General features: G+C 67.3%; 25 protein-coding genes. 13 read left to right on the top strand and 12 right to left on the bottom strand.

The features are described 5' to 3' along the window. Window positions 1-10: 10 nt before the first annotated feature. Window positions 11-1,381, bottom strand: coding sequence for an MFS transporter (locus DR843_RS01880; RefSeq protein WP_170119715.1), 1,371 nt, complete (start codon window positions 1,379-1,381; stop codon window positions 11-13). 137 nt (window positions 1,382-1,518) lie between these two features. Between DR843_RS01880 and soxR the strand changes: the two genes are divergently transcribed. The 9 genes from soxR (at window position 1,519) to DR843_RS01835 (ending at window position 10,354) form a co-directional block, all read left to right on the top strand. Next, the gene (soxR, locus tag DR843_RS01875) at window positions 1,519-1,980 is read left to right on the top strand and encodes a redox-sensitive transcriptional activator SoxR (RefSeq protein WP_211310167.1); all 462 of its coding nucleotides are present in this window, start codon (window positions 1,519-1,521) and stop codon (window positions 1,978-1,980) included. Between the two features lie 83 nt (window positions 1,981-2,063). Further along, complete coding sequence (locus tag DR843_RS01870; RefSeq protein WP_342767140.1) at window positions 2,064-3,785, top strand: ABC transporter substrate-binding protein; 1,722 nt, start codon at window positions 2,064-2,066, stop codon at window positions 3,783-3,785. Window positions 3,786-3,848: 63 nt separating this feature from the next. Then, the gene (locus tag DR843_RS01865; protein ID WP_109683845.1) at window positions 3,849-4,859 is read left to right on the top strand and encodes an ABC transporter permease; all 1,011 of its coding nucleotides are present in this window, start codon (window positions 3,849-3,851) and stop codon (window positions 4,857-4,859) included. Next, the gene (locus DR843_RS01860) at window positions 4,856-5,836 is read left to right on the top strand and encodes an ABC transporter permease (RefSeq protein ID WP_211310166.1); all 981 of its coding nucleotides are present in this window, start codon (window positions 4,856-4,858) and stop codon (window positions 5,834-5,836) included. Before DR843_RS01865 ends, DR843_RS01860 begins: the two co-directional genes overlap by 4 nt. Next, a complete protein-coding gene (locus DR843_RS01855) occupies window positions 5,833-6,840 on the top strand; it encodes an ABC transporter ATP-binding protein (protein ID WP_109683843.1) in 1,008 nt (335 codons plus the stop codon). The genes DR843_RS01860 and DR843_RS01855 overlap by 4 nt, the downstream gene beginning before the upstream one ends. Beyond that, a complete protein-coding gene (locus DR843_RS01850) occupies window positions 6,837-7,946 on the top strand; it encodes an ABC transporter ATP-binding protein (RefSeq protein WP_109683842.1) in 1,110 nt (369 codons plus the stop codon). The genes DR843_RS01855 and DR843_RS01850 overlap by 4 nt, the downstream gene beginning before the upstream one ends. Before the next feature lie 49 nt (window positions 7,947-7,995). Beyond that, window positions 7,996-8,715 carry a VIT1/CCC1 transporter family protein gene (locus tag DR843_RS01845; RefSeq protein WP_211310165.1) on the top strand — a complete coding sequence of 240 codons (720 nt, stop codon included), beginning with the start codon at window positions 7,996-7,998 and terminating at the stop codon, window positions 8,713-8,715. 57 nt (window positions 8,716-8,772) lie between these two features. Then, on the top strand, window positions 8,773-9,669 hold the full coding sequence (locus DR843_RS01840; RefSeq protein ID WP_109683840.1) for an alpha/beta hydrolase: 897 nt from the start codon (window positions 8,773-8,775) through the stop codon (window positions 9,667-9,669). 4 nt (window positions 9,670-9,673) lie between these two features. After that, window positions 9,674-10,354, top strand: coding sequence for a helix-turn-helix transcriptional regulator (locus tag DR843_RS01835; protein WP_170119714.1), 681 nt, complete (start codon window positions 9,674-9,676; stop codon window positions 10,352-10,354). Here DR843_RS01835 and DR843_RS01830 read toward each other — a convergent pair. The 6 genes from DR843_RS01830 to DR843_RS01805 form a co-directional block, all read right to left on the bottom strand. Continuing rightward, window positions 10,351-11,979, bottom strand: a complete 1,629-nt coding sequence (locus tag DR843_RS01830) for a solute symporter family protein (protein WP_109683838.1) — start codon at window positions 11,977-11,979, stop codon at window positions 10,351-10,353. The two genes, DR843_RS01835 and DR843_RS01830, sit on opposite strands and share 4 nt — an antisense overlap. Beyond that, complete coding sequence (locus tag DR843_RS01825; protein WP_109683837.1) at window positions 11,976-12,320, bottom strand: DUF485 domain-containing protein; 345 nt, start codon at window positions 12,318-12,320, stop codon at window positions 11,976-11,978. The genes DR843_RS01830 and DR843_RS01825 overlap by 4 nt, the downstream gene beginning before the upstream one ends. A gap of 192 nt (window positions 12,321-12,512) precedes the next feature. Beyond that, on the bottom strand, window positions 12,513-14,024 hold the full coding sequence (locus tag DR843_RS01820; RefSeq protein WP_109683836.1) for a sodium/solute symporter: 1,512 nt from the start codon (window positions 14,022-14,024) through the stop codon (window positions 12,513-12,515). Continuing rightward, entirely contained in the window at window positions 14,021-14,389 is a 369-nt protein-coding gene (locus tag DR843_RS01815; RefSeq protein WP_109683835.1) for a DUF485 domain-containing protein, read from the bottom strand. The genes DR843_RS01820 and DR843_RS01815 overlap by 4 nt, the downstream gene beginning before the upstream one ends. A 1-nt stretch (window position 14,390) precedes the next feature. Further along, entirely contained in the window at window positions 14,391-15,146 is a 756-nt protein-coding gene (locus tag DR843_RS01810; protein WP_245933936.1) for a LytR/AlgR family response regulator transcription factor, read from the bottom strand. A 15-nt stretch (window positions 15,147-15,161) separates the two neighbouring features. Then, window positions 15,162-16,337 carry a histidine kinase gene (locus DR843_RS01805; protein WP_109683833.1) on the bottom strand — a complete coding sequence of 392 codons (1,176 nt, stop codon included), beginning with the start codon at window positions 16,335-16,337 and terminating at the stop codon, window positions 15,162-15,164. A 100-nt stretch (window positions 16,338-16,437) separates the two neighbouring features. Here DR843_RS01805 and DR843_RS01800 point away from each other — a divergent pair, with 100 nt between their 5' ends. Together DR843_RS01800 and DR843_RS01795 are read left to right on the top strand one after the other, a co-directional pair. Beyond that, window positions 16,438-17,796 (top strand): NAD(P)/FAD-dependent oxidoreductase, encoded by a 1,359-nt coding sequence (locus DR843_RS01800; RefSeq protein WP_109683832.1) that lies wholly within the window; start codon window positions 16,438-16,440, stop codon window positions 17,794-17,796. Beyond that, on the top strand, window positions 17,793-19,277 hold the full coding sequence (locus DR843_RS01795; protein WP_109683831.1) for an APC family permease: 1,485 nt from the start codon (window positions 17,793-17,795) through the stop codon (window positions 19,275-19,277). The genes DR843_RS01800 and DR843_RS01795 overlap by 4 nt, the downstream gene beginning before the upstream one ends. On the opposite strand, the gene DR843_RS01790 is transcribed toward DR843_RS01795, so the two are convergent. After that, on the bottom strand, window positions 19,274-19,744 hold the full coding sequence (locus DR843_RS01790; protein ID WP_109683830.1) for a glutathione peroxidase: 471 nt from the start codon (window positions 19,742-19,744) through the stop codon (window positions 19,274-19,276). The two genes, DR843_RS01795 and DR843_RS01790, sit on opposite strands and share 4 nt — an antisense overlap. Window positions 19,745-19,766: 22 nt before the next feature. On the opposite strand from DR843_RS01790, the gene DR843_RS01785 reads away from it, so the two are divergent. Beyond that, window positions 19,767-20,492 (top strand): Type 1 glutamine amidotransferase-like domain-containing protein, encoded by a 726-nt coding sequence (locus DR843_RS01785; protein WP_109683829.1) that lies wholly within the window; start codon window positions 19,767-19,769, stop codon window positions 20,490-20,492. A 4-nt stretch (window positions 20,493-20,496) separates the two neighbouring features. Here the strand turns inward: DR843_RS01785 and DR843_RS01780 are convergent, their stop codons facing one another. After that, window positions 20,497-20,940, bottom strand: coding sequence for an SRPBCC family protein (locus DR843_RS01780; protein ID WP_109683828.1), 444 nt, complete (start codon window positions 20,938-20,940; stop codon window positions 20,497-20,499). Then, window positions 20,933-21,427 carry a DinB family protein gene (locus DR843_RS01775; protein ID WP_211310164.1) on the bottom strand — a complete coding sequence of 165 codons (495 nt, stop codon included), beginning with the start codon at window positions 21,425-21,427 and terminating at the stop codon, window positions 20,933-20,935. The genes DR843_RS01780 and DR843_RS01775 overlap by 8 nt, the downstream gene beginning before the upstream one ends. A gap of 37 nt (window positions 21,428-21,464) precedes the next feature. Here DR843_RS01775 and DR843_RS01770 point away from each other — a divergent pair, with 37 nt between their 5' ends. After that, the gene (locus tag DR843_RS01770; RefSeq protein ID WP_109683827.1) at window positions 21,465-22,688 is read left to right on the top strand and encodes a kynureninase; all 1,224 of its coding nucleotides are present in this window, start codon (window positions 21,465-21,467) and stop codon (window positions 22,686-22,688) included. On the opposite strand, the gene DR843_RS01765 is transcribed toward DR843_RS01770, so the two are convergent. Both DR843_RS01765 and DR843_RS01760 read right to left on the bottom strand, forming a co-directional pair. Further along, entirely contained in the window at window positions 22,654-23,358 is a 705-nt protein-coding gene (locus DR843_RS01765; RefSeq protein WP_109683826.1) for an alpha/beta hydrolase family protein, read from the bottom strand. The genes DR843_RS01770 and DR843_RS01765 overlap by 35 nt on opposite strands. Further along, complete coding sequence (locus DR843_RS01760; protein ID WP_109683825.1) at window positions 23,348-23,557, bottom strand: TOBE domain-containing protein; 210 nt, start codon at window positions 23,555-23,557, stop codon at window positions 23,348-23,350. The genes DR843_RS01765 and DR843_RS01760 overlap by 11 nt, the downstream gene beginning before the upstream one ends. Window positions 23,558-23,604: the final 47 nt, after the last annotated feature.

The following is a 23,604-nucleotide window of genomic DNA, read 5'->3' as shown; positions in this document are numbered from 1 at the left end:
TACCAGTGTCTCAGGGATTTTGGAGTGGTTTTGCCACCCGCCCGGCGAGCGCTGCGCCGGCCAGCGCGACGGCGGCCCCGGCCAGCAGCATGACCCCGAATCCGGCGGCGGTGGCATGGCCGGTCGCGATCAGCGCACCGCCCAGCGCCCCGACGACGCTGCTGGCGGTGGCTTGGGCGATGTAGATACCGGACTGGTAGTGGCCCTGCTCGGCCACCGGGGCGGCCGCGAGCATCGCCACGGACAGCGTGGGGGTGGCCAGTCCGATGCCGAGCGAGGCGATCGACCAACTGATCATGCCGATCAGACCGGGCACTGGGGACAGGACGAAGGTCGCTGTGCCGGCGATACCGAGAGCCATCAGGCCCAACGCAACGCGCAACCGGGTGGCGGCGGGAAAGGCCTGGATTCTGTCTCGCGCGTTCAGCCAGGAACCGAACGCCCACAGCGCCGCGGTCAGCGTCATCACGACACCGGCGTGGCTGAGGCTGTAGCCGCGCAGACTGACCAGCAGCAGCGGCAGGAAGAGCGAACCGACGGCGAAACTGCCCGCCACCATCGCCCGCATCGCGATGATCGCCGGCGGGCCCGGGTGGGCTCGCAACGTGCCGGCCGGCAGCGTACGCATCAGGGTCACCGCGAGCATGGCCAGCGCGGGGACCAGCAGCCAGAGGTGACCGGTGCTGCCCACCCAGGCCAGCAGACCCAGGACGAGGCTGGCCAGTACGGCGGCCAGCACCCGCCGCCGACCCTCCCGTTCCGCGGGTTGCACAGAGGATCCTGCGACCGAGCGGCGTAACGCCGGCGCCACCATCGCGAGGGCCGGCAGCATCAGCAGTCCGGTGAGCACGAACGACCAGCGCCAGCCGACCCCGTCGGCCAGGCCTCCGGCCACGACGGGACCGACGACCGACGGTGCGACCCAGGCGACGGCGAAAGCGGCGAAGACCTTGGCCCGTAGCTCCTCAGGCAGCAGTTGGGCCACCAGCACGGTGACCGAGATGTCGAGGATCGCTTCGCTGGCTCCGGACAGCAGACGCGTGCCGGTGAAGATCGCCATGCTCGGCGAGATCGCGGAGCCCAGTTGCGCCGCTATGAACAAGAAGGCCGCGAGCACGATCCCGCCGGCCGGCCCACGGCGATCGACGCGGATGCCCGCCCAGGCCGTGGCCGCGACGTACGTGATCATCGGTGCGGCCGCAGCGGCGCCGAACCAGGCCAGCCCGTGCAGATCGTCGGCGACCCGCGGCAGGACCGTATTCGTGGCCCGGTCGGCGTAGGCGCCCAGGGTGACCAGTGCGGTCCCACCAAATGCCACCGTCGCATTTCCGTTGCTCCACAGGCTGATCGGGGCCGTTGCCGGTGCCTCACATGTCGTCACACAGGCATTCTGTAATCTCAAGTGGACTTGAGTTCAACTCGGCTCGCATCCGCGCGGGTTATCGACAGGTGCGCAGGTTGTAACCCGCGCATCTGTCGATAAGCCGCGCAACTGTGTTTCGGCCCCGGAGGATCGACATGCCCGAGCTTCTGCCCATCGGCGACATCGTCCGCCGCAGCGGATTCAGCGCGCCCACGCTGCGCTACTACGAGGCCGAAGGGCTGATCAGTAGCGAACGCACACCGGGCGGACACCGGATCTACCCGCGCGCCGTCCTGCGCCGCCTGGCTTTTATCCGCGCCGCGTCCACCATCGGCCTGTCGCTGCAGCAGATCCGTGAGGAATTGGAAACCCTGCCCGGCGGCCGCACCCCGACCAAAGCGGACTGGACCCGGCTGTCCCGGCATTGGCGGCACTATCTGGAGGATCGGATCGCCGCTCTGGAGCGGTTGCGCGACGGTCTCGACGGCTGCATCGGCTGCGGTTGCCTGTCCCTCCAGCGGTGCTCGGTGATGAATCTGCGCGATGAACTCGCTGCCGAGGGACCTGGCGCCCGGCTGCTCCCGCGGACGCTACGCGAGGACGTCGATCCGGCCTGAGCGAGGCGAATGTCTCAACACCGCAACGGACGCCCCGGAACCCACATCTTCGGCACAGCATTGCTATACGGTTCCCGGAAACCGTGGCCGTCCCGGCGGCGGTCGCAAGGAATCTGCCCGAGCAGGAGTTCAATCACATGAAGTTTTCCCGGCTGACCGCGCCACTGGCCATCGCCAGCGTCGCCGCCCTGACGCTGTCCGGCTGCGCCAAGTCCGACCGCGGCGACTCCGGAGCCACCGGTAGCGGTACCGGTGGCGCCTCCAACGCCACGCTCACCTTCGGCGCGGCAGGTGCCCCCTCGACCTTCGACCCGTTCTACGGCTCCGACGGCGAGACCTTCCGGGTCAGCCGGCAGATCTTCGACACCCTCGTCGCGATCAAGCCCGGAACCGCTGACCCCGAGCCGGGCCTGGCGACCAGTTGGACGGGGTCCGCCGACGGTAAGGAGTGGACCTTCAACCTGCGCCAGGGCGTGAAGTTCAGCGACGGTACGCCGTTCAACGCCGAAGCGGTCTGCAAGAACTTCGAGCGGATGGACTCCCAGAACCAGGCCGGCCAGAGCGCCTCGGAGTACTGGACCACGGTGATGGGCGGCTACAACAAGTCGGCCGACGACCTGTACCAGGGGTGCACCACCGAGGGCACCGACAAGGTCGTCCTGAAGTTCGCCCGGGCCTCCTCCAAGATCCCGAACGGTCTGTCCCTGACGTCGCTGTCGATGCAGAGCCCGACGGCGATGGACAAGTACAAGGCCAACGACATCAAGGCCCAGGGCGACGGGTTCGTGCAGTCGGAGTACGCGCAGAAGTACCCGACCGGCACCGGCCCGTTCAAGTTCAGCAGCTACGACGTCACCAACAAGACGATCACGCTGGTGCGCAACGACGACTACTGGGGCCCGAAGGCCAAGGTCGCCAAGTTGGTTTTCTCGATCATTCCCGACGAGTCGCAGCGTAAGCAGTCGTTGCTGGCCGGTCAGATCGACGGCTACGACCTGCCCAACCCGACCGACTGGGACTCGCTGAAGTCCGCTGGGATGAACCTCGAGGTGCGCCCGGCCTTCAACATCCTCTACCTGGGCCTGAACGCCAAGGCCGACCCGGACCTGAAGGACCTCAAGGTCCGCCAGGCGCTCTACTACGCCATCAACCGCGACCAGCTGGTGAAGTCCCAGTTGCCCTCTGGCGCAACGGTGGCCACTCAGTTCATGCCCAACACGGTCGACGGTTACAACAAGTCGCTGCAGCCCAATGCGTACGACCCGGCCAAGGCCAAGTCGCTGCTGGCGGAAGCCGGTAAGAGCAACCTGAGCATCGACCTGTGGTACCCCTCGGAAGTTTCACGGCCGTACATGCCCAGCCCGATCAAGATCTTCAACGCGATCAAGGCGGACTGGGAAGCGGTCGGCGTGAAGGTCAACACGATCACCAAGCCGTGGGCCGGTGGCTACATCGACCAGACCCAGGCCGGCAAGGCGCCTGCCTACTTGATGGGTTGGACCGGTGACTTCAACAACACCGACAACTTCCTGGGCAGCTTCTTCCCCGCGACCGGGCAGATGGACGTGGGCGCCTACCCGTGGGGCGCCACCCTCGAGAAGGACCTGAAGACCGCGGACAGCACGGTCGACGCGAGCGCCCGCAACGCGGCGTACGAGAAGATCAACGAGCAGATCATGACCGAGTACCTGCCCGGTCTGCCGATCTCGAGTTCCCCGCCGGCCATCGTCTTCGGCAAGAACGTCACGGGTGTGGTTGCCAGCCCGCTGACCGCCGAAGACTTCGCGACCGCCGTCAAGAACTAGCCACCCGGGGCACGCCGGCCGCATCCAGCGGCCGGCGTGCTTGCCCGCGATAGGGGAATTCGCTTGCTGCGCTTCATCGTCCGGCGTCTGCTGCAGATGATCGGCGTGCTGCTGGTGCTGTCGTTGCTGGTCTTCTTCTGGTTGCGGGCGCTGCCCGGCGGGCCGGTCTCGGCACTGCTCGGCGAACGCGCGACACCGGAAACCCGCGCGGCCATGGAGAAGGCGCTCGGCCTGGACCAGCCGTTGCCGATGCAGTACCTGCGGTTTCTGAACAACGCGATCCACGGCCAGTTCGGAACCTCGATCGCCGTCCAACCTGGTGCCGATGCGATGCAGGTCTTCCTGAACCGGCTACCCGCCACCATCGAGCTCTCCGTCCTAGCGCTGATCTTCGCGCTCGCCGCGGGAATTCCGTTGGGCTATCTGGCCGCTCGACACCGCGGCACCTTCCTCGACGGTGGGTCGGTGATCATCTCGCTGATCGGCGTCGCCGTCCCCGTGTTCTTCCTGGCCTTCGTGCTGAAGTACCTCTTCGCGGTGGAGTTGCACTGGTTGCCGCTGAACGGCCGCCAGGACCCCAACCTCGATGCCACCCGGGTGACCGGGTTCTACATCCTCGACGGCATCATCACCCGCGAGTACGACGCGGCGTGGGATGCCTTCAAACATCTGATCCTTCCAGCGCTCGCCCTGGCGTCGATCCCGTTCGCGGTGGTCCTGCGGATCACCCGGGCCTCGGTGCTGGAGGTCATGGATGAGGACTACGTGCGCACCGCCGAGGCCAAAGGCCTGACCAACCGGACGATCCGCGGTCGACACATCATGCGCAACGCAATGCTCCCGGTGGTCACCACCATCGGCCTGCAGGTGGGCGGGCTGCTCACCGGTGCGGTGCTGACCGAGACGGTCTTTTCGATCGCCGGGCTGGGCGACGCCATGAACGTCGGGTTCTCCCAGAAGGACTACCCGGTGCTGCAGATCCTGATCCTGATGGCGGCCCTGACGTACGTCGTGGTGAACCTCCTCGTTGACATCGCGTATGCGTATCTGGACCCGAGGGTGAGGACGCGATGACGCCTCATCCCATGGGCCGCAAGAAAGAACGCATCGACGACCTCGCCCGCTCCGGCTCGACGGCGGTGCTGGAGCGCACCGACGAGGCCGGGGCGGTCAAGGACAGCGAGGGCGTCAGCCTGCTCGCCTCCGCCTGGCGACGGCTGCGTCGCAACCCGATGTTCCTCTTCGGGCTGGCAATCGTGGCGATCTTCCTGTTCGTGGCGATCTTCGCTCCGCTGCTGGCCCGGCACAACCCGGGGACGCAGTACCTGATCAGTCAGGTCACGCCGAACACCCCGATCCCACCGGCGCAACCGGGCTTCCCGCTGGGCGGCGATGACCAGGGCCGCGACCTGCTGTCCCGGTTGATCTGGGGTTCCCGGCAGACGCTGATGGTCGGTGTCGGCGCGACGATCGCCGGTCTGCTCGGTGGTCTGATCCTGGGCACCCTCGCCGGTGCCCTCGGCGGCTGGGTCGACTCGGTGGTGATGCGCATCGTCGACGTGATGCTGTCGGTGCCGTCGCTGCTGTTGGCAGTGTCCGTTGCTGTCCTGTTCGGTCAGGCCTCGCAGTGGACGGTGATCCTGGCCATCGGTATCGCGCAGGTGCCGATCTTCGCGCGATTGCTGCGCGGATCGATGCTGGCCCAACGCGGCAGTGATCACGTCCTGGCCGCCCGGGCACTCGGCGTACGGGAACGATCGATCGTCTTCCGGCACATGCTGCCCAACTCCCTCGGGCCGGTCCTGGTGCAGGCCACGATGGTGGTGGCCACCTCGATCATCGACGCGGCCGCACTGTCCTTCCTCGGCCTGGGCAACCCCGACGACTCCTCACCGGAATGGGGCCAGATGCTCGGCAACTCAGAGCAATTCATCGACACCTACCCGCACATGGCCTTCTACCCGGCGATCTGCATCATCGTGGTCGCGCTCGGCTTCACCCTCGTTGGTGAGTCGCTGCGCGAGGCCCTGGACCCCAAGAGCAGACGATGAATACCGAGCAGACGATGAACAGCCCGCTGCTCAGTGTGCGCGACCTGACGGTGACCTTCGGTCGCGGCGACCGCGCCTTCCGAGCGGTCGATGGCGTCGACTTCGACGTGCGGGCAGGGCAGACCGTCGGCCTGGTGGGTGAGTCCGGCTGCGGCAAGTCGGTGACGTCGCTGGCGATCATGGGCCTGCTGCCGGGTCGCGGCAACACCGTCACCGGGACCGCCACCTTCGACGGCACCGACCTGCTGTCGCTGTCGTCGCGCGCCATGCGTGATCGGCGTGGTCGCGACCTGGCGATGATCTTCCAGGACCCGTTGTCCTCGCTGAACCCGGTGGTACCCATCGGCACCCAGGTCACCGAGGTGATGACCCGGCACCGTGGTCTGTCCAAGAAGGCGGCGACTCCCCTGGCCCGCGATCTGCTCGAGCGCGTGGGGATTCCGGATCCGGACCGCCGGTTGAAGGAGTATCCGCACCAACTGTCCGGCGGGATGCGCCAACGTGCGCTGATCGCCATGGCGTTGGCGTGTGAGCCGCGACTGCTGATCGCCGACGAACCCACGACGGCACTGGACGTCACCATCCAGGCGCAGATCCTGGCGCTGCTCAAAGAACTGGTCACCGGCTCCGATACCGCGCTGATCATGATCACCCACGACCTGGGCGTGGTGGCCGGACTGTGCGACGAGGTCAATGTGCTGTACGGCGGCAAGATCGTCGAGCGGGCTTCTCGCCACGAGTTGTTCGAGAGTCCGCGGCACCCCTACACCAACGGTCTGCTGGCGTCGATCCCGCGGCTGGACGCCCCGCGCGGTGAGCGGCTGACACCGGTGCCGGGTTCGGTTGCGGACAACCTGCCGTGGACCCACGCCTGCGCCTTCGCTCCCCGCTGCTCGCAGCCGATCGAGACCTGTGTGCAGAAGATGCCCGAACTCGCCGATGACGGCGACCGGTTACTGCGCTGCCATAACCCGGTCCCGGCCAAGCAGGAGGTAGGCGCGTGAAACTGGTGGACGCCAAGGACGTCGCGGTCCACTTCCCGATCAAGGGCGGGGTGATCTTCGACAAGACGGTTGGTTACGTCTACGCCGTCGACGGGATGGACCTGCAGATCGAGGAGGGCGAGACCTACGGCCTGGTCGGTGAATCCGGTTGCGGCAAATCAACATTCGGTCGAGCTCTGCTGTGGTTGGACGAGCCGACCGGGGGCAGTGTCACGATCGACGGGGACGACCTGGCGACCCTGTCCAAGGAGTCGCTGCGCCGCAAGCGCAAGGACATGCAGATGGTCTTCCAGGACCCGCTGTCCAGCCTCGATCCGCGTCAGACCGTCGAATCCCTTCTCCTGGAAGGGATGGCGGCCCATGGCCTGGCCAAGGACAAGAAGGCCGCCAACACCCGGCTCCGTGAGTTGCTGGCGGCAGTTGGTCTGCCGCCCCAGGCGTTGTCGAAGTATCCGCACGAGTTCTCCGGCGGCCAGCGACAGCGGGTCGGTATCGCCCGGGCATTGTCGGTGGATCCGAAGTTGATCGTCGCCGACGAACCGGTCAGTGCCCTGGACGTCTCGGTGCAGGCGCAGGTGATCAACCTGCTGGAGGATCTGCAAGAGCAATTCGGCCTGACCTACCTGGTCATCTCCCATGACCTGGCGGTCGTGCGGCACATCAGCGACCGGGTCGGTGTGATGTACCTGGGGGCATTGGTCGAGGAGGCGCACGCTGACGACCTCTACGCAGCGCCCCTGCATCCGTACACGCGGGCCCTTATGTCCGCCGTACCCGTGCCCGATCCGACCGCGGAGGACACCCGCGAACGGTTGCTGCTGACCGGTGACCTGCCCAGCCCCGCCAATCCACCCAGTGGCTGCCGCTTCCACACCCGGTGCCCGTGGAAACAGGCGACCCGTTGCGACACCGAGCGCCCACAGTTGCGGTCGGTCTCCATCGACGGTATCCCTGAAACCCACCGGGTGGCCTGCCATTTCGCGGAAGGCATCTTCGACGGCAGCCTGACCGAACACGAGGTCGAGGCCGTTGCCGTCGACCCTGCGGCGACCGGCACCCCCGACGAGGGGGACCTCTTCCAGCACGGTTCGATCTCGGAGTTGTAGAGCCTCACCTTCCTAGCAGTCGCCGTGCCGTTCGGGCACAGTTGACGTTGTGACCGAGCAGACTGTGACCCCGCACGAAGGGGAAGCCCATCATGAGGGTGTCGCCTCGAAGCTGAACTGGTTGCGAGCCGGCGTCCTCGGCGCCAACGACGGCATTGTCAGCGTCGCGGGCATCGTGGTCGGTGTGGCGGGCGCAAGCTCGCAGCGTTCGGATATCGCCGTTGCAGGTGTCGCCGGTCTGGTCGCCGGTGCGCTGAGTATGGCCGCCGGAGAGTACGTTTCGGTGAGCACCCAGCGGGACACCGAGAAGGCATTGATTGCCAAGGAGACGGCCGAGCTCCGGGATATGCCGCAGGAGGAGCTCGAGGAGCTCACCCAGATCTACCAGGCCAAGGGCCTGGATCGGGACCTCGCCGAGCAGGTCGCTCATCAACTCACCGAGCACGACGCCCTGGCCGCGCACGCCGACGCCGAACTCAACATCGACCCGAACGAGTTGACCAACCCCTGGGAGGCGGCGTTCGCCTCGTTCCTCGCCTTCACGGTCGGCGCCGCCCTGCCCCTGGCAGCGATCCTGCTGCCCGGTCCGACCTGGCGGGTACCGATCACCTTCATCGCCGTGCTGATCGCACTCGTGATCACCGGTTCGGTGTCCGCGCGCCTGGGCGACGCTCCGGTGCGCCCGGCGGTGCTGCGCAATGTGATCGGTGGTGCGCTGGCCATGGCCATCACCTACGGCATCGGTCACGCGATCGGTCTGGCTATCTGACCTGTGACCCGGAAACGGTGACAGCACGTTGTCGCCGGGCCAGCGCACGCTGGGGCCATGGACACCACAACCAGCATCCTGACGCCTGCCGAGTCCGCCCTGGCCACGTTCGGTCACAACAGTGCCGCACTCAGCGCCGAGCACGCCGCGCAGTGGACCTCTTCCACCGGGAATCTGTACCACCTGCCCGACGGCCTGACCTGGCCGCAATACCGGGCCAGCAGTTCGATCGGCGATCCGACGCTCGACCCGGACGGGCGCGATGAGGTGGTGGACGGCGTACCCGTCCGGATCATCGAGCCGCTGACCCGTCCCACCCGCGGCACCTACCTCTACCTGCACGGCGGCGGGTGGTGCCTGGGTTCGCACCGCACGACCGACAGCCGCTTGCGGGCGATTGCCGAGCACACCGGGCTGCGCGCGATCTCAGTCGGTTACCGTCAGCCGCCCGAGCACCCGTTCCCGGCGTGTCTGGACGACTGCGTTGCGGTCGCGGACGCGACGCGGGGTCCGCGCTTGATCGGCGGCGACTCGGCTGGCGCTCACCTGGCTGCGCTTGTCCTGCAACGGCGTCCAGCATCCTGGCTCGGTGCGCTGCTCACCTTTGGCGTCTACGACCTTGCCGGTACGCCGAGTGCCGGCTCCCGATTGGACACCCCCGTGAGCATGTTGCTGGCCGATACCCCGCGAGAGCGGTGGCGCGAGCCGCAGTTCTCACCGCTGTTCGGCGACCTGACCGGGATGCCGCCGGCCCTCTTCACCGTTGGCACCCGCGACACGCTCTTGGACGACACCCTCTGGATGGCCGACCGGTGGCGGCAGGTGGCTGCGGTCCGGCTGGAAATCGTCGCCGGAGCGGGGCATGCCTTCACCTTGGCTGACCTGCCGGTGCGCTACGAGACCGAAGCGCTGTATCGCGAGTGGCTCACCGAGCGCATCGAGGCAGCACACTGATGCCATGACGCGGCTCGATCGGCTGTTCGCACTCACCGAGCGCTTGCGGGCGGCCAGCCCCCGACTGGTGACGGTCGCCGCGCTGGCCGCCGAGCACCAGGTCAGCGACCGAACGATCCAGCGGGACCTGCAGACCCTGATGGCCGGTGGTGTGCCGGTGCGCTTCGAGGAGGGCCGGGGCGGGGGTTGGACGATCGATGTGCAACACAGCCTGCCGCCGCTCAACCTGACCGAAAGTGAGGCCGTCGCAGTGATGCTCGCGCTCACCGAGACCGGCCGGATGCCCTACGGGTCCGCCGCCGCCTCCGCACTCCGCAAGGTCCGGGCAGGCTTAGGAGCCGCCGCGAAGAGTCATGTGGGTCAGTGGGATTCACAGGTGGCCGTGGTCGCGAAGGAACCGGTCGCGCACGACGTCCTGCAGGCAATCGAGTCGGCAGTGACCGCCTCGACGGCCCTGGCCCTTGACTACGTGGCGGGCGACGGCGCGACCAGCGAGCGCGTCGTCGAGCCGGTCGGGATGCTTCGCGGCCAGGACCACTGGTACTTGATTGCATGGTGCCGCACCCGAGACGGCTTTCGTGCCTTCCGCACCGACCGCATTCGTCGCGCCACCGGCAGCGATGAGCCGGTGGCGCGACGTGACCTCCCCACGGTCTTGCGGGACGAAGGCGTGCAGATTCGTTAGTGGTCGACGGCTCCTTCGGCGCCGACGCCGGTGAGCGAACGCACCTCCAGCTCAGCCCATTTCGCCTCGTTGTGCTCCTTGCTGGTCACGGTGCCGAGCCAGCCGAGGAAGAAGCCGATCGGGATCGAGATGATGCCCGGGTTGTCCAGCGGGAACCAGTGGAAGTCCACACCCTGCAGCATCGACTCGCTCTTGCCGGTCGCTGCGACCACCGGCTTACCGGACACGACCGGCGAGAAGATGATCAGCGTCACCGCCGAGATCAGACCGCCGTAGATGCTCCACACCGCGCCACGGGTGTTGAACCGCTTCCAGAAGAGCGAGTACAGGATCGTCGGGAGGTTCGCGCTGGCCGCCACCGCGAAGGCCAGCGCCACCAGGAAGGCGACGTTCTGACCGATCGCGAAGATGCCGCCGATGATGGCCACCGCACCGAGGGCCAGCGCCGACAAGCGTGCCACCTTGACCTCTTCCTCCGGCGTCGCTGTGCCCTTCTTGATCACCGAGTTGTAGACATCGTGCGACAGCGAGGCGCTGGCGGTGATCGTCAGACCCGCGACCACCGCAAGGATCGTGGCGAACGCGATACCGGCGATGATGCCCAGCAACACGGTGCCGCCCAGTTCGAACGCCAACAGCGGAGCAGCCGAATTCGCTTTCCCGGGAGCGGCATTGATCTTCTCCGACCCAACGAGGGCTGCAGCACCGTACCCGATCACCAGGGTGAGCAGGTAGAAGATGCCGATCAGCCAGATCGCCCAGACACCCGAACGACGGGCCTCCTTGGCCGACGGCACGGTGTAGAAGCGCATCAGCACGTGCGGCAGACCGGCCGTTCCGAGCACCAAAGCCAGGGACAACGAGATGAAGTCGATCTTGGTGGTGGTGTCCTTGCCGTATTTCGCACCCGGATTGAGCAGTTTGTCCCCACCGGCGTCCGCGGCACCGCCCAGCAGGCTGGACAGGTTCAGCCCGAACTTGCCGAGGGTCCAGACACTCATCACGAAGACACCGATGATCAGCAGGGTCGCTTTGATCATCTGCACCCAGGTGGTGCCCTTCATCCCGCCGACCAGTACGTAGACGATCATCAGCACGCCCACCGCGATGACCACGATCCGCTGGCCGACGGCACCGTCGATGCCCAGCAGCAGCGCGACGAGTCCACCAGCACCGGCCATCTGGGCCAGCAGGTAGAAGAACGACACGGCCAGCGTCGAGATCGCCGCCGCCATCCGGACCGGGCGCTGCTTGAGCCGGAAGGACAAGACGTCGGCCATCGTGTATTTGCCGACGTTGCGCAGCAGTTCGGCCACCAGCAGCAGCGCGATCAACCATGCGACCAGGAAGCCGATCGAGTAGAGGAAGCCGTCGTAGCCGGTCAGCGCGATCGCTCCGGCGATGCCCAGGAAGGAGGCCGCGGACAGGTAGTCACCGGCGATCGCGATGCCGTTCTGCCGTCCGGAGAAGGCCCGACCGCCGGCGTAGAAGTCGGTCGCGGAGCGGTTGGTGCGCGAGACCCTCAGCACGATGTAGAGGGTGAAAGCCACGAACAGAAGGAAGATCCCGATGTTCAAGGCCGGGCTGCCGACCGTTGCGGCCGTCTGGACGCTGAGTGTGTTCATTCGCCGTCCTCCGCCATCCGCGCCTTCATCTTGGTGGCGATCGCCTCGGCGCGCGGGTCGAATTCCTTGTCGGCCCAGCGCACGTAGAGCATCGTGATGGCGAAGGTCGACACGAACTGCAGCAGACCGAAGATCAACCCGATGTTGATGTTGCCGATCACCTTCTTGGACATGAAGTCGTGCGCGAACACCGCACACAACACGTACAGGAAGTACCAGGACAGTCCGGCGATCGTCATCGGGAAGACGAAACCGCGGAATTTCCTTCGCATCTCGACGAATTCGTCGCTGCGCTGCACCTCCTCCGCCAGGGTCGGTTCCTCTTGGACGTCGTTGGCCACGGGCGCCACCTTCCTTGCGTTCTGGGGTCGAGGTGTTCTGCGTCGACCACCGGCGGGATCGATCCGGCCAAGAGTGACTCAGATCACAAGCGCCTTGGGTGATCGCGCGGGAGTGGTGCGCCAGGCGATCGGTTCGGATCGGCGTACGGCGATAGGTCGCGCGACGAGCGGTAGGCCGCCCGCGACGAACGGTCAGCGCGCGCTGACCCCGACCTGTTCCGGCGTGTGCAGCCGCATCAGCACCCCCACCGTCCGCGCGGGGACGCTTCCGGGAGTTGCGAGCGAGACGATGACCATCACCGCGAAGGTCAACGGGGTGCACCACGCGGCGGGTTGGCTGAGCAACGCGCCCGGCCATCCGGACAGGTCGCGCTGGAACATCGTGATCACGACCGCCGTCGTGGCCGTGATCCCGCCGGTGAGCAGGCCCGCCACTGCCCCCGTCCGACTCAGGCCACGCCACCAGATGCCGAGGACCAGCAGCGGTGCGAACGTCGCGGCGGCCACCGCGAACGCCAGGGTCACGGTGGTCGCCAGACCCACCGACGGCAACAGCAACGAGAGCAGGTACGGCGCGCCCAGCGCTGCGAGTGCTGCCAACCGGAAACCGCGTAAGGGCTGGGAACCCGTGCTCCCACGCGCCTCCCACAGGTCGTGGTGCAAGGCCCCGGTCACGGACATCGCCAGCCCGGAGGCAGTGGACAAGAATGCGGCGAAGGCGCCGCCAGCGACCACCGCGGTCAATGCGTGCGCCGGAACCCCGGCAAACGCGGCGCCCGGCAGACCCAGCACGACGGCATCGGTGCTCACGGCAGAAGGTGCGGGGTCCAGATAGACCCGGGCGAGCACCGCCCACAGCGGCGGGAACAGGTAGAACACCCCAAGCAGCGCGATCACGGCGACCGTGGTGCGGCGCGCGTCGGTGCCGTCGGGATTGGTGTAGAAACGCACCAGGATGTGCGGCAGCCCCATAGCGCCCAGGGCCAGAGCGACCAGCGTGCTCCAGGTGGCGTAGACCGGGTGCCCGTACTCGCCCAGTCCCCACAGCGAACCGGCCCAGCCCGGGTCCGGCGGCGTCATGCCCGGTCGGCCCTGCAACCACCAGTAAGCCAGCAGGATGCACACCGGGACGCTGATCGCGGTGAGCTTCAGCCAGTACTGCATCGCCTGCACGGCGGTGATGGAGCGCATCCCGCCGGAGGCCACGTTGGCGAGCACGACGACCGCCACGACCAACCCGCCGACCCAGGTGGGCCAGCCGGTCAGGTGGGTCAGCGCCAAGCCAGCCCCCTGGAACTGGGGCAGCAGGTAGAGCCAGCCGATCGCGACCACGAGCACGGCTGCCAGCCGCCGCACGAACTGCGAGTCGAGGCGCATCTGGGCGAAGTCGGCCAGCGTGTAAGCGCCGGACCGGCGCAACGGAGCGGCCACGAGAACCAGGAGCACGACGTACCCGACGGTGTAGCCGACTGGCAGCCACAACAGGTCGACCCCGCGTTCGTAGACCAGCGCTGCGACCCCGAGAAACGATGCGGCGGAGAGGTATTCACCGCAAATGGCGCTGGCGTTGCGCCAGGGTCGCACCGTGCGTCCCGCGACGTAAAAGTCGCTGGTGGGGCGTGACCACCGCAGACCCCAGGAGCCGACGGCGAGGGTCAGCACGCAGACGGCCACCACCGCGCCGAGCGAGAGCCACTGGGTCACGCACTGTCCTCCGCGACGGCTTCGGCGAACTGCTGCTCGATCCGGGTGCTGGCCCGCACGTAGAAGCGGGCTGCCAGATAGGCAGCGGGATAGACCAGTACGCCGAGCAGCCACCAGGGCAGGCCGATGCCGGCGATGCGCGTGGTGCTGATCGCCGGCACCAGGGAGAAGGCCAGGGGCAGTCCGCCCAGAACGATCGCCCCGACCGCCAGCACCGTCAGGCTCAGCCGCAGTTGGGCGCGCATCAAACCCGCGAGGTACACGTCACCGACGTCGCTCTGCTCGTGCAGCTCCACGGCTCGCGGGCGGGCCCGCGCGGCGCGGGCGGCGGAACTGGTGATGCGCACCCGGCGGGACTCGGGCATGTCAGCCCGGCTGCCGCAGTAGGCGGTCCCGCAGTGCCCGGGTGTGCCGTCGGCTGACGCTCAGTTCTTCACCGTCGACGACGACCGTGCAGTGACCGTCGCGCATCCGTACCTGCCCGACGAACTTGGTGGCCACCAGGATGCTGCGGTGAATCCGGATGAATCCGGCTGCCTCCCAACGCTGCTCGAGGGTGGCTAGCGGGATACGGACCAGGTGCGTGCCGGAGTCGGTGTGCAAGCGCGCGTAGTCGCCCTGGGCATGCACGTACCGGATGTCGTCCCGACGGATGAAGCGGGTCACGCCGCCGCGCTCGACCGCGATGGTTTCCTCATCCGCAGCCGAACCGTCAGAGTCCGGCAGAGTTCGGGAGCCGCTGACCCGGCGGACCGCTTCGGCCAGACGTTCGGCCCGCACCGGTTTCATCAGGTAGTCGGCGACCTGCAACGCGAAGGCATCGACGGCGTACTGCTGGTGCGCGGTCACGAGCACCACCTGCGGCCGCTGCGCGAAGCGGGCGATGACGCGGGTCAGATCCATCCCGTCCAGCCCCGGCATGCTGACGTCACTGAAGACGACGTCGATCTCCTCCGCCTCCAGGGTCCGCAGCGCCTCGGATCCACTGGGCGCAACGTGCACCCGACCGATCCGGTCGTCGGCCGCCAGCAGATGGACCAACTCGTCCCGGGCCGGCGCCTCATCGTCCACCACGAGCACCCGCAGGGGCTCAGGTGGTGTGACGGGCGGCACAGGACTCACGGGGTCCAACCTATTTCACGCGCGCACGTGCTCCGCGAACTTCGGCACGCGCAACGTCACTTTGCTGCCCTCCCCCGGAGCCGTCTCCACCACCAGACCGTAGGCGTCGCCGTACACCTCTCGCAGCCGCGCATCGACGTTGCCCAGACCGATCGAGTCCGCGCCCTGGCCGTCCAGCGCGCGCTGGATGACCTGCGGATCGGCGCCCACCCCGTCGTCCTCGACCACGATCTCGGCGACCGACCCTGCGTCCCGCGCCGTGATGCTGAGTACGCCGATCCCCTCCTTGGCGGCCAAACCGTGCCGGACCGCGTTCTCCACAAGTGGTTGGACCGCCAAGTAGGGAAGTGCGACCGGCAGCACCTCCGGGGCGATCAGCAACTCGATCTGCAGCCGGTCGCCGAACCGCGCCTGCTCCAACTCCAGATAGCGCTGCACGTTGCGCAATTCATCAGCGAGCGTGGTGAATTCGCCGCCGCGCAGCGAGTAACGCGTGAAGTCGGCGAACTCCAACAACAGGTCCCGCGCCCGGTCGGGATCGGTGCGGACGAAGGAGGCGATCGCGGTCAGGCTGTTGTAGATGAAGTGCGGGCTGATCTGGGCCCGCAAGGCCCGCAGTTCGGCGGCCATGGCACGAGTGCGCTCGCGGCCGACCTCGGCGACTTCCAACTGGGACGAAACGTACCCGGCGACCTGCTCGGTGGCCCGCACCAGACCGGGGCTGGTCTGCGGCCCGTACGCCGCGAGCGTGCCGACGACTCGTTCGTCGACGACCAGCGGGGTCACCAGGCCGCTGCGGATCGGACAGTCCGGGTCAGCGCAGACCAACTCATCGGGATCGATCAGGACCGTGCGGCCGGTCTCGATCGCGCGCCGGAGGTGAGCGGGCGCCGTACGCCGATGGTGGGCTTCGCCGGCACCCTCCCAGGCGAGCACGCCGCTGAGGTCACCCAGGGCCACGGCGGGAGTGCCCAGGATGGCCTGCAGCGGGCGCGCGGCACGGGCGGCGCCTTCGGCAGTCAGCCCCTCGCCCAGGTCACCGGCGGCTTCGGCGGCGGTACGCAACGTGCGGTAGGTCGCCCGGTCCACGTCGGAGACGAAGCCCGTCGCACTCTGCCGCCGGTGGATCGCGACGGCGGCCCAGACGAACGCGAACAAGGCCGCGACCACGATCGCGGTGGGCCAGTGCATTCCTGCATCGAACCACTCCGTACCCCTTGCCTCCTGCCAAGGATTGTGAGTAAATCAACCGGGCCCACGAACGAAAACAAAGTATTGAGGCGTATTCACAGTGGTTTATGAGCATCTGTATCGCGATGCACGACGGATTCCGTTCTGGCTCGATACTCCTGAGCGACCGGCGGCCCGACCAGCCCTGACCGGCGACGTCTCGTGCGACCTCGCGGTCGTGGGCGGCGGCTTCACCGGCTTGTGGACCGCGTTGCTGGCCAAGGAGGCCGACCCGTCGCGGGACGTGGTGCTCCTGGAGACCGACCGGCTGGCGTGGGCGGCCACTGGACGCAACGGCGGGTTCTGCGCAGCGGACCTCACCCACGGCTACGACAACGGCCTGTCGCGGTTCGGTGCAGCGGCCATGCCGGCGATCGAGAAGCTCGGGATGGACAATCTGGATGCGATCGAGGCCACCGTTCAGCGCCTCGGCATCGACTGCGACTTCGAACGCACCGGCGAGGTGGACGTCGCGACGCAACCGCATCAGCTCGCCGAGCTCGGTGAGAACCTCCTGTCAGCGGCCGGGGTACGCGCCGAACTGGACTCCCCCACCTTCCTCGGCGGCGTGTGGGACAAGACCGGTGTCGCGATGCTCAACCCAGCCAAACTCGCCTGGGGGTTGGCGGACGCGGCGGAAGCACTCGGCGTACGCATCGTGGAGAACACACCGGTCCGGTCACTGTCGGCGGGATCCCGCATCGCCCTGGGGACCGACCACGGGACGGTGCACGCGGACCGGGTTGCGTTGGGCACCAACGTTTTCCAACCCCTGTTGCGTCGGCTGCGGCTCTACACGGTGCCGGTCTACGACTACGTGCTGATGACTGAGCCGCTCAGCGACGCCCAGCTGTCCGCGATCGGTTGGCGTCACCGGCAGGGCTTCGGTGACGCCGGCAACCAGTTCCACTACTACCGGCTCACCGCCGACAACCGCATCCTGTGGGGCGGTTACGACGCCATCTACCACTTCGGGCGCAAGATCAAACCGGAGTACGACGATCGGCCGGCGACGTTCGAAACCCTTGCCGCGCACTTCGTGCAGACCTTCCCCCAACTTTCCGGATTGCGGTTCAGCCACCGTTGGGGTGGCGCGATCGACACCTGCACCCGGTTCTTCGCCTTCGTCGACACCGCCATGGACGGACGCGTCGCCTATGCGATGGGCTACACCGGATTGGGTGTGGGGGCAACGCGTTTCGGCGCGCACGCGATGCTCGATCTGTTGGACGGCAAGGACACCGAGGTCACGCGGTCGCCGTTGGTGAAGAGCAAGCCGCTGCCCTTCCCGCCCGAACCGTTGGCCTACACGGGCATTCAGTTGACCCGGGCGTCGCTGGCTCGCGCCGACGAGCATGACGGCCATCGCAACCTGTGGCTGCGAACCCTGGATCGTTTCGGACTGGGATTTGATTCGTGAGCAACGACGGAGAACTGCGCACCGTCCATGTGCTGTCCCGGCAGCTGAAGACGCTGCCGCTGGTCGGCATCATCTTCTTCAGCGTCTCGGGCGGCCCGTTCGGCCTGGAGGAATCGATCAGTAGCGGTGGCGCCGGCATGACCATGCTGATGCTGCTCTTGATACCTGTGGTTTTCGGTATCCCGGTGTCCCTGATGGCGGCGGAGTTGGGCTCGGCGTTGCCGGTCGAGGGTGGTTACTACTACTGGGTGAAAGTGGGGTTGGGCAAGTTCGCCGGCTTCACCGAGGGCGCGTGGCAGTGGATGAACAGCTTCCTGGACACCGCGCTCTACCCGATTGTCTTCGCCGACTACCTGGCCACCTATTGGGCTCCCGCCGAACGCGGCCGGGGTGTGTTGTTCTCGTTCTTCGACGGTCAGTTCAGCATCGACACGCACTGGGTCGTCGCGGTGGTCTTCATGGTCATCCTCGCCGGACTGAACATCCGCGGCTCGCGGGTGGTCGGCGACAGTTCGCTGCTGCTCTTCGCCGTGGTGATGGTGCCGTTCGCGATCCTGTCGGTCTACGGCATCGTGCACAACTTCCAGCACGACAGCTGGGACAAGGTCGTTTCGCCGTTCACGCTGCCCGACCAAACCTCGTTCAGTGCCTTCGGGGCGTGCCTGGGCATCGTGATCTGGAACTACATCGGCTGGGAGAACCCCTCGACCCTGCTCGCGGAGGTCGACAAGCCGGCACGGACCTTCCGTCGGGCACTGCTGATCGCCATCCCGCTGATCACCATCAGTTACGTCCTACCGATGATGGCGGCTCTCGGCTCGGGACTGCATGAGGACCTCGGCGACTGGTCCGACGGCGACTTTGCTTCTGTGGGAACGCTGCTCGCCGGCCACTGGCTCGGGCTGCTGATCGCCTTCGGCGTGGGAATCGCCCAGATCGGTCTCTTCTCGTCGCTGCTGATGAGCGGCTCGCGGGTGCCGCGCGTGCTGGCGGCCGACGGCTACCTGCCGCGGTGGGTCGCCAAGGACCACCCGAAGTACAAGACCCCTGTGGCCGCCATCGTGCTGTCCGTGGTCATCTTCGCGATCTTCTGCACGATGGACTTCTCCGCTCTGGTCGACGCCGACGTGCTGACCAACATGGCGGCGATCCTGCTGGAGTTCGCGGCGTTCATCGCGCTGCGCCGCAAACTGCCGAACATGGTGCGGCCGTACAAGGTGCCCGGCGGGATGGCGGGCGCACTGTCGCTCGTGGTCTTCCCGTTGATCTTCACGATCTGGTTGGCGTGGAGCACGTTCACCGACGAACCCGCCGCGTTCTGGATCGGCATCATCATCCTGGTGCTCGGCGTCGTGCTCTACCCGATCGCCGACAACCTGCTCAAGCGCGGCACACCCGACGCGCCGGTCGACTCAGACCTGGTCGACCTCGGCCCGTCGGTGGACACCACCGCTGCTCTCGAGCGGGGGCTGACGGTCTAGGCGATGACCTGCTGGATCGCGGTCACGACCTCCGGCGCGTCCGGCTCGGTGCGTGACCCGAAGCGGGCGACCACGTTGCCGTCGGCGTCGATCAGGAACTTGGCGAAGTTCCACTCGATGTCCGCACCGTCGCCGATCAGCGCACGGTAGATCGGGTGCCGCCCGGCACCGTTGACCTCGACCTTCTCGCTCAACGGGAAGGTGACCCCGTAGGTCGCGCTGCAGAACTGCGCGATCTCGTCGGCGCTGCCGGGCTCCTGCCCGTTGAACTGGTTGCACGGGAAGCCAACGACGGTGAATCCGTTGTCGGCGTAGTCCTTCTCGAGCTGCTCCAGCTTGGCGTACTGCGGGGTCAAGCCGCACTTGGAGGCGACGTTGACCAGCAGCGCCGGCTGGCCAGCCGTCAGATCCCGCAGCGTGCCCGGTGTGCCGTCGAGGCGGGCGATGGATTCATCGAGGATGCTCATGGCCTCACTCTAGGCTCGGGCTGTGACCACAGCTGAGCCCACCATCCTGGCTACTTCCGGCGGTCTGCGCTCGGGTGAGCGCACCTACTGGGAGTTCGCACCGCTGACGACCTACGCGGTGGATCTCGCAGGTGTCGTCGGGCGCGCACCGCGGGTCTGCTTCATCTCGACCGCGGTCGGCGACAACCCGATGGTGATGCACAACCTGGCCGAGGCCGGTCGAGTGGCGGGGTACGACGTGTCCCACCTGCAACTGTTCGGGATGCCGAACGTGCCGTCGATCAGGGAGCATCTGCTCGGCCAGGACGTGGTGTGGGTGATGGGCGGGTCGGTCGCGAACCTGCTGGCGGTATGGCGGGTGCACGGTGTTGACGTCGCGTTGCGGGAAGCCTGGCTGGCCGGGGTTGTCCTCACCGGCGTCTCAGCCGGCTCGATCTGCTGGCACGTCGGCGGTACGACGGACTCCTTCGGTCCGCAGCTGGCACCCGTGACCGACGGGTTGGGGTTCCTGCCCTACGGCAACGGCGTGCACTACGACACCGAGGAGCGCCGCCGTCCGCTGCTGCATTCCCTGGTGGCCGACGGAACTCTCCCCGACAGCTACTGCACCGACGACGGCGTGGGGATCGTCTACCACGGGACCTCGTTCGCGGAAGCCGTGGCCGAAAACCCTTCCGGCGGCGCCTACTTCGTCAGCCGATCAGGTGACCGAGCACGGGAGGACGCGATCGACGTACGTCGATTGTGACGGTTTAGCTCTCAGCGAGCGCGGCCAGGCGGTCAAGGGAGGCCCGCAACTGATCCGCTCCGGTCGCCCGGGCGCGCACCAATCTCTTCTCGTCCCTCAGGTCGGTCCAGTCGTACGTGTGCGTGACCTGGGCACCACCGGACTTCAACGGCTCTATCTCCCAACGCCATTCGTGACCGGGCATCGCTCCGCCCACCTCCGACGGGCGCCACGCGATGACGCGGCCCTCCTCGAAGTCAACGATGTGGTTCTCCCGGACGTTGCCGTTGCTGTTGTGCATGACAAAGACGTCGCCGACGGCGTGGACGCGTTGCCCTTCATCGGCGCGGCCCAGATTGTCGTTGCCATCCCACTGCGGCTGGTTCGCCGGATCGGCGATCAACTCGAAGATGGTCTCCGCGGGGGCGTCGATCACCCGGCTGGCGGACACCCGTCGTACCTCAGTCATGGGTCCATCCCAGCACATCACGCGTCAGTTCGAGTTGGCCCAGGTGCTGCGCAAGCTCGTGAACGACGTGCAGGACGACCCACTCGGGCGTGACGGTGGCCAGGTCGGCGCTGGCCGTGGTGCTGCGCGCGTCCCGATCCGCGATCCCCTCGGCGATCATGCGACGCGTCCACGCCACCGTGTCCGACCGGACGTTCGCGATGCGCTCGAGAAGCTCGACCGTCGTGCCTTCGGCCCGGAACTCACCCGATCTGTCGCGCGGCAGACCGAGCCCGCAACCGAACGTGCCCAGCCACCAACGGCTCATCTCGATGCAGTGATGCACGATCGCGTACGCCGAGTTGGCACCTTCCAAGGGCGGCCGCCGGTTGATCTCGTGGTCACCCAGCGCAGTCACGATCGCAGTCATCGCCGTCCAGCAGCGGTCAGCAGTATCAAGACAGGCGGCGACCCAGTCGTCGGTCACGGGCACTTGGCTTCCAGGCACGCACGCAGCCTGTCACGACTGGGGGCATGATGATGCCGTGGATCTGCTCGCTGACGCCGCCGCCCGTGACCGCACCGACCCGCTCGCCTTCGCGCGGGACCTGTTCGTCCCCAGTGCGACGCCGCTGGTCGCCTACCTGGACGGCAACTCACTCGGGCGGCCACTGAAGGCGACCCGACAGCGGCTGACTGCTGTGGTCGACGGCGCCTGGGGCACCCGGCTGATCCGGTCGTGGGACGAGCAGTGGATGGAGCTGCCGTTCGCTCTCGGCGACGATCTGGGGGCGGCCTGCCTCGGAGCCGCCCCTGGGCAGACGGCGATCGGCGACTCGACGACGGTGCTGCTCTACAAGTTGCTGCGCGCGGCGGTCGCCCACGCCGGCCCCGCGCGACCCGAGATTGTCCTGGACTCGGAGAACTTCCCCACGGATCGCTATGTAGCAGAAGGGATTGCGGCCGAGACCGGTGCCAAGCTGGTGTGGCTGCACCCGGATCCGGCCCTCGGCGTCACCGCTGCCAATGTCGCCTCAGCCCTTGGTCCGCGCACTGGTGTCGTGCTGCTGTCGCAGGTTGCCTACAAGTCCGGCTACCTCGCCGACCTACCGGCCATCACCCGAGTCGCGCACGACGCAGGAGCGCTGGTGTTGTGGGACTTGTGCCATTCAGCCGGCTCGGTGCCGGTCGCACTCGACGCCGCTGGAGTCGACCTCGCCGTGGGGTGCAGCTACAAGTACCTCAACGGTGGGCCGGGAGCGCCGGCCTTCTGTTACGTCGCCGCTCGCCTGCAACCGGTTCTCTCGCAACCGATCCAAGGCTGGATGGGCAACAGCGACGTCTTCGCCATGGGCCCGTCCTACGCCCCCGCGTCCGGCATGCGCCGGTTCATCTCTGGGACGCCGCCGGTGCTGGCCATGACCGGGATCCAGGACACCGTGGCCCTCATCGACTCCGTCGGGATCGAGGCAGTGCGCGAAAAGTCTACTGCCTTAGGAGAATTCGTCATATCCTACGTCGACTCGACGCTTTCCCAGTACGGCGTGCAGGTGGCTTCGCCGCGTAACCCCGCCGAACGCGGTGGGCACGTCACGCTCTCGCATCCGGACGCGCGCTCGTTGGTGTCCGCGCTGTGGGAGCGTGACGTGATCCCGGACTTCCGTGAGCCGGACGGCATCCGGGTCGGCGCGGCACCCCTGTCGAGTAGTTACACCGAGGTGGCGCAGGGTTTGCTCAGCCTCGAGTCGCTGCTGCGATCGACGCGCTGACATCGGGCCAGAACCGCGAGTCGGGATCGACCAGGTCGAAATGGTGGGCGCCACGGATCCACTGGACCTCGAGGTCCGCGTTGACGTGCGGTGGCACGGCCTGGTCGAGGTCGCCGTGCAGGATGGTCAGCCGATCGACCTGTAAACCACTGGGGTCCAAGGCTTTCCAGTCGGCTGGCTTGTCCTGGGGCGAACCGCCGATCCAGTCACGCACCGCATGGCGGCCATGCCCGCCCCGGTAGGACTTGGCGAAATCCCCCACCGGTGCGAGAGCGACGGTCGATCGGGTGCGCTCAGCACCGTGCCGCATCACCAATGCCCCGCCCGCGGAGTGACCGACCCAGGTGGCAGCGCCGAGCACGTCGTCGAGGTCGCGCAGATCCTGCGCGCTGGCCCAGGGGGCGCCCGGGATCCGTCGGTACTCCGCCAGCACGACCCGTAGATCGATGGCCGCGAGCGCCACGGCCATCGGTCGTAGGTACGTGCGGTCGACGGAGGGCCGGAAGTAGCCCCCGTGGACCAGGACGGTCAACGGGTGGCGCGGGTCGCCGTACTCCTCCCAGACCTGATCGGTGCCTGGTCCGTAGGAGCAGAGGCGGCCCGGTGGCTCCTCGTTGGCGAGCAGCCGGACGAGGACCGCGTCCTCAATCGCCTCGCTGTCAGTCGTCAATCGCAACCATCACGTCGGAGGCCTTCACCACGGCGTACGCCTGCTGACCGACGGTCAGGCCCAGGTCGTCGACGGCCTCGTTGGTGATCGCAGCCGTCACGGTCGAACCGTTCACATCCAGGCGGACGTGGGAGGTGGTCGCGCCCTTGACGATCTCGACGACGGTGCCCTGCAGGATGTTGCGCGCGCTGATCTTCATAAGCCAAACCTACCAAGGCGCGGTGTCGGTCCCAGAGCGTAATTTCA

Origin of the sequence: Branchiibius hedensis, from assembly GCF_900108585.1 — a bacterium.
GTDB lineage: Bacteria > Actinomycetota > Actinomycetes > Actinomycetales > Dermatophilaceae > Branchiibius > Branchiibius hedensis.
Note: the sequence above shows the minus strand (reverse complement) of the source record. Positions and strands in the feature narration are given on the sequence as shown.

Bases quoted from the DNA above. Each gene is read 5' to 3' on its own strand.
- soxR (WP_211310167.1), top strand. From the start codon at position 1,519: ATGCCCGAGCTTCTGCCCATCGGCGACATCGTCCGCCGCAGCGGATTC.
- DR843_RS01830 (WP_109683838.1), bottom strand. From the start codon at position 11,979: ATGAACACACTCAGCGTCCAGACGGCCGCAACGGTCGGCAGCCCGGCC.
- DR843_RS01840 (WP_109683840.1), top strand. From the start codon at position 8,773: ATGGACACCACAACCAGCATCCTGACGCCTGCCGAGTCCGCCCTGGCC.
- DR843_RS01855 (WP_109683843.1), top strand. From the start codon at position 5,833: ATGAATACCGAGCAGACGATGAACAGCCCGCTGCTCAGTGTGCGCGAC.
- DR843_RS01805 (WP_109683833.1), bottom strand. From the start codon at position 16,337: ATGCACTGGCCCACCGCGATCGTGGTCGCGGCCTTGTTCGCGTTCGTC.
- DR843_RS01815 (WP_109683835.1), bottom strand. From the start codon at position 14,389: ATGCCCGAGTCCCGCCGGGTGCGCATCACCAGTTCCGCCGCCCGCGCC.
- DR843_RS01760 (WP_109683825.1), bottom strand. From the start codon at position 23,557: ATGAAGATCAGCGCGCGCAACATCCTGCAGGGCACCGTCGTCGAGATC.
- DR843_RS01860 (WP_211310166.1), top strand. From the start codon at position 4,856: ATGACGCCTCATCCCATGGGCCGCAAGAAAGAACGCATCGACGACCTC.
- DR843_RS01790 (WP_109683830.1), bottom strand. From the start codon at position 19,744: ATGAGCATCCTCGATGAATCCATCGCCCGCCTCGACGGCACACCGGGC.
- DR843_RS01835 (WP_170119714.1), top strand. From the start codon at position 9,674: ATGACGCGGCTCGATCGGCTGTTCGCACTCACCGAGCGCTTGCGGGCG.
- DR843_RS01780 (WP_109683828.1), bottom strand. From the start codon at position 20,940: ATGACTGAGGTACGACGGGTGTCCGCCAGCCGGGTGATCGACGCCCCC.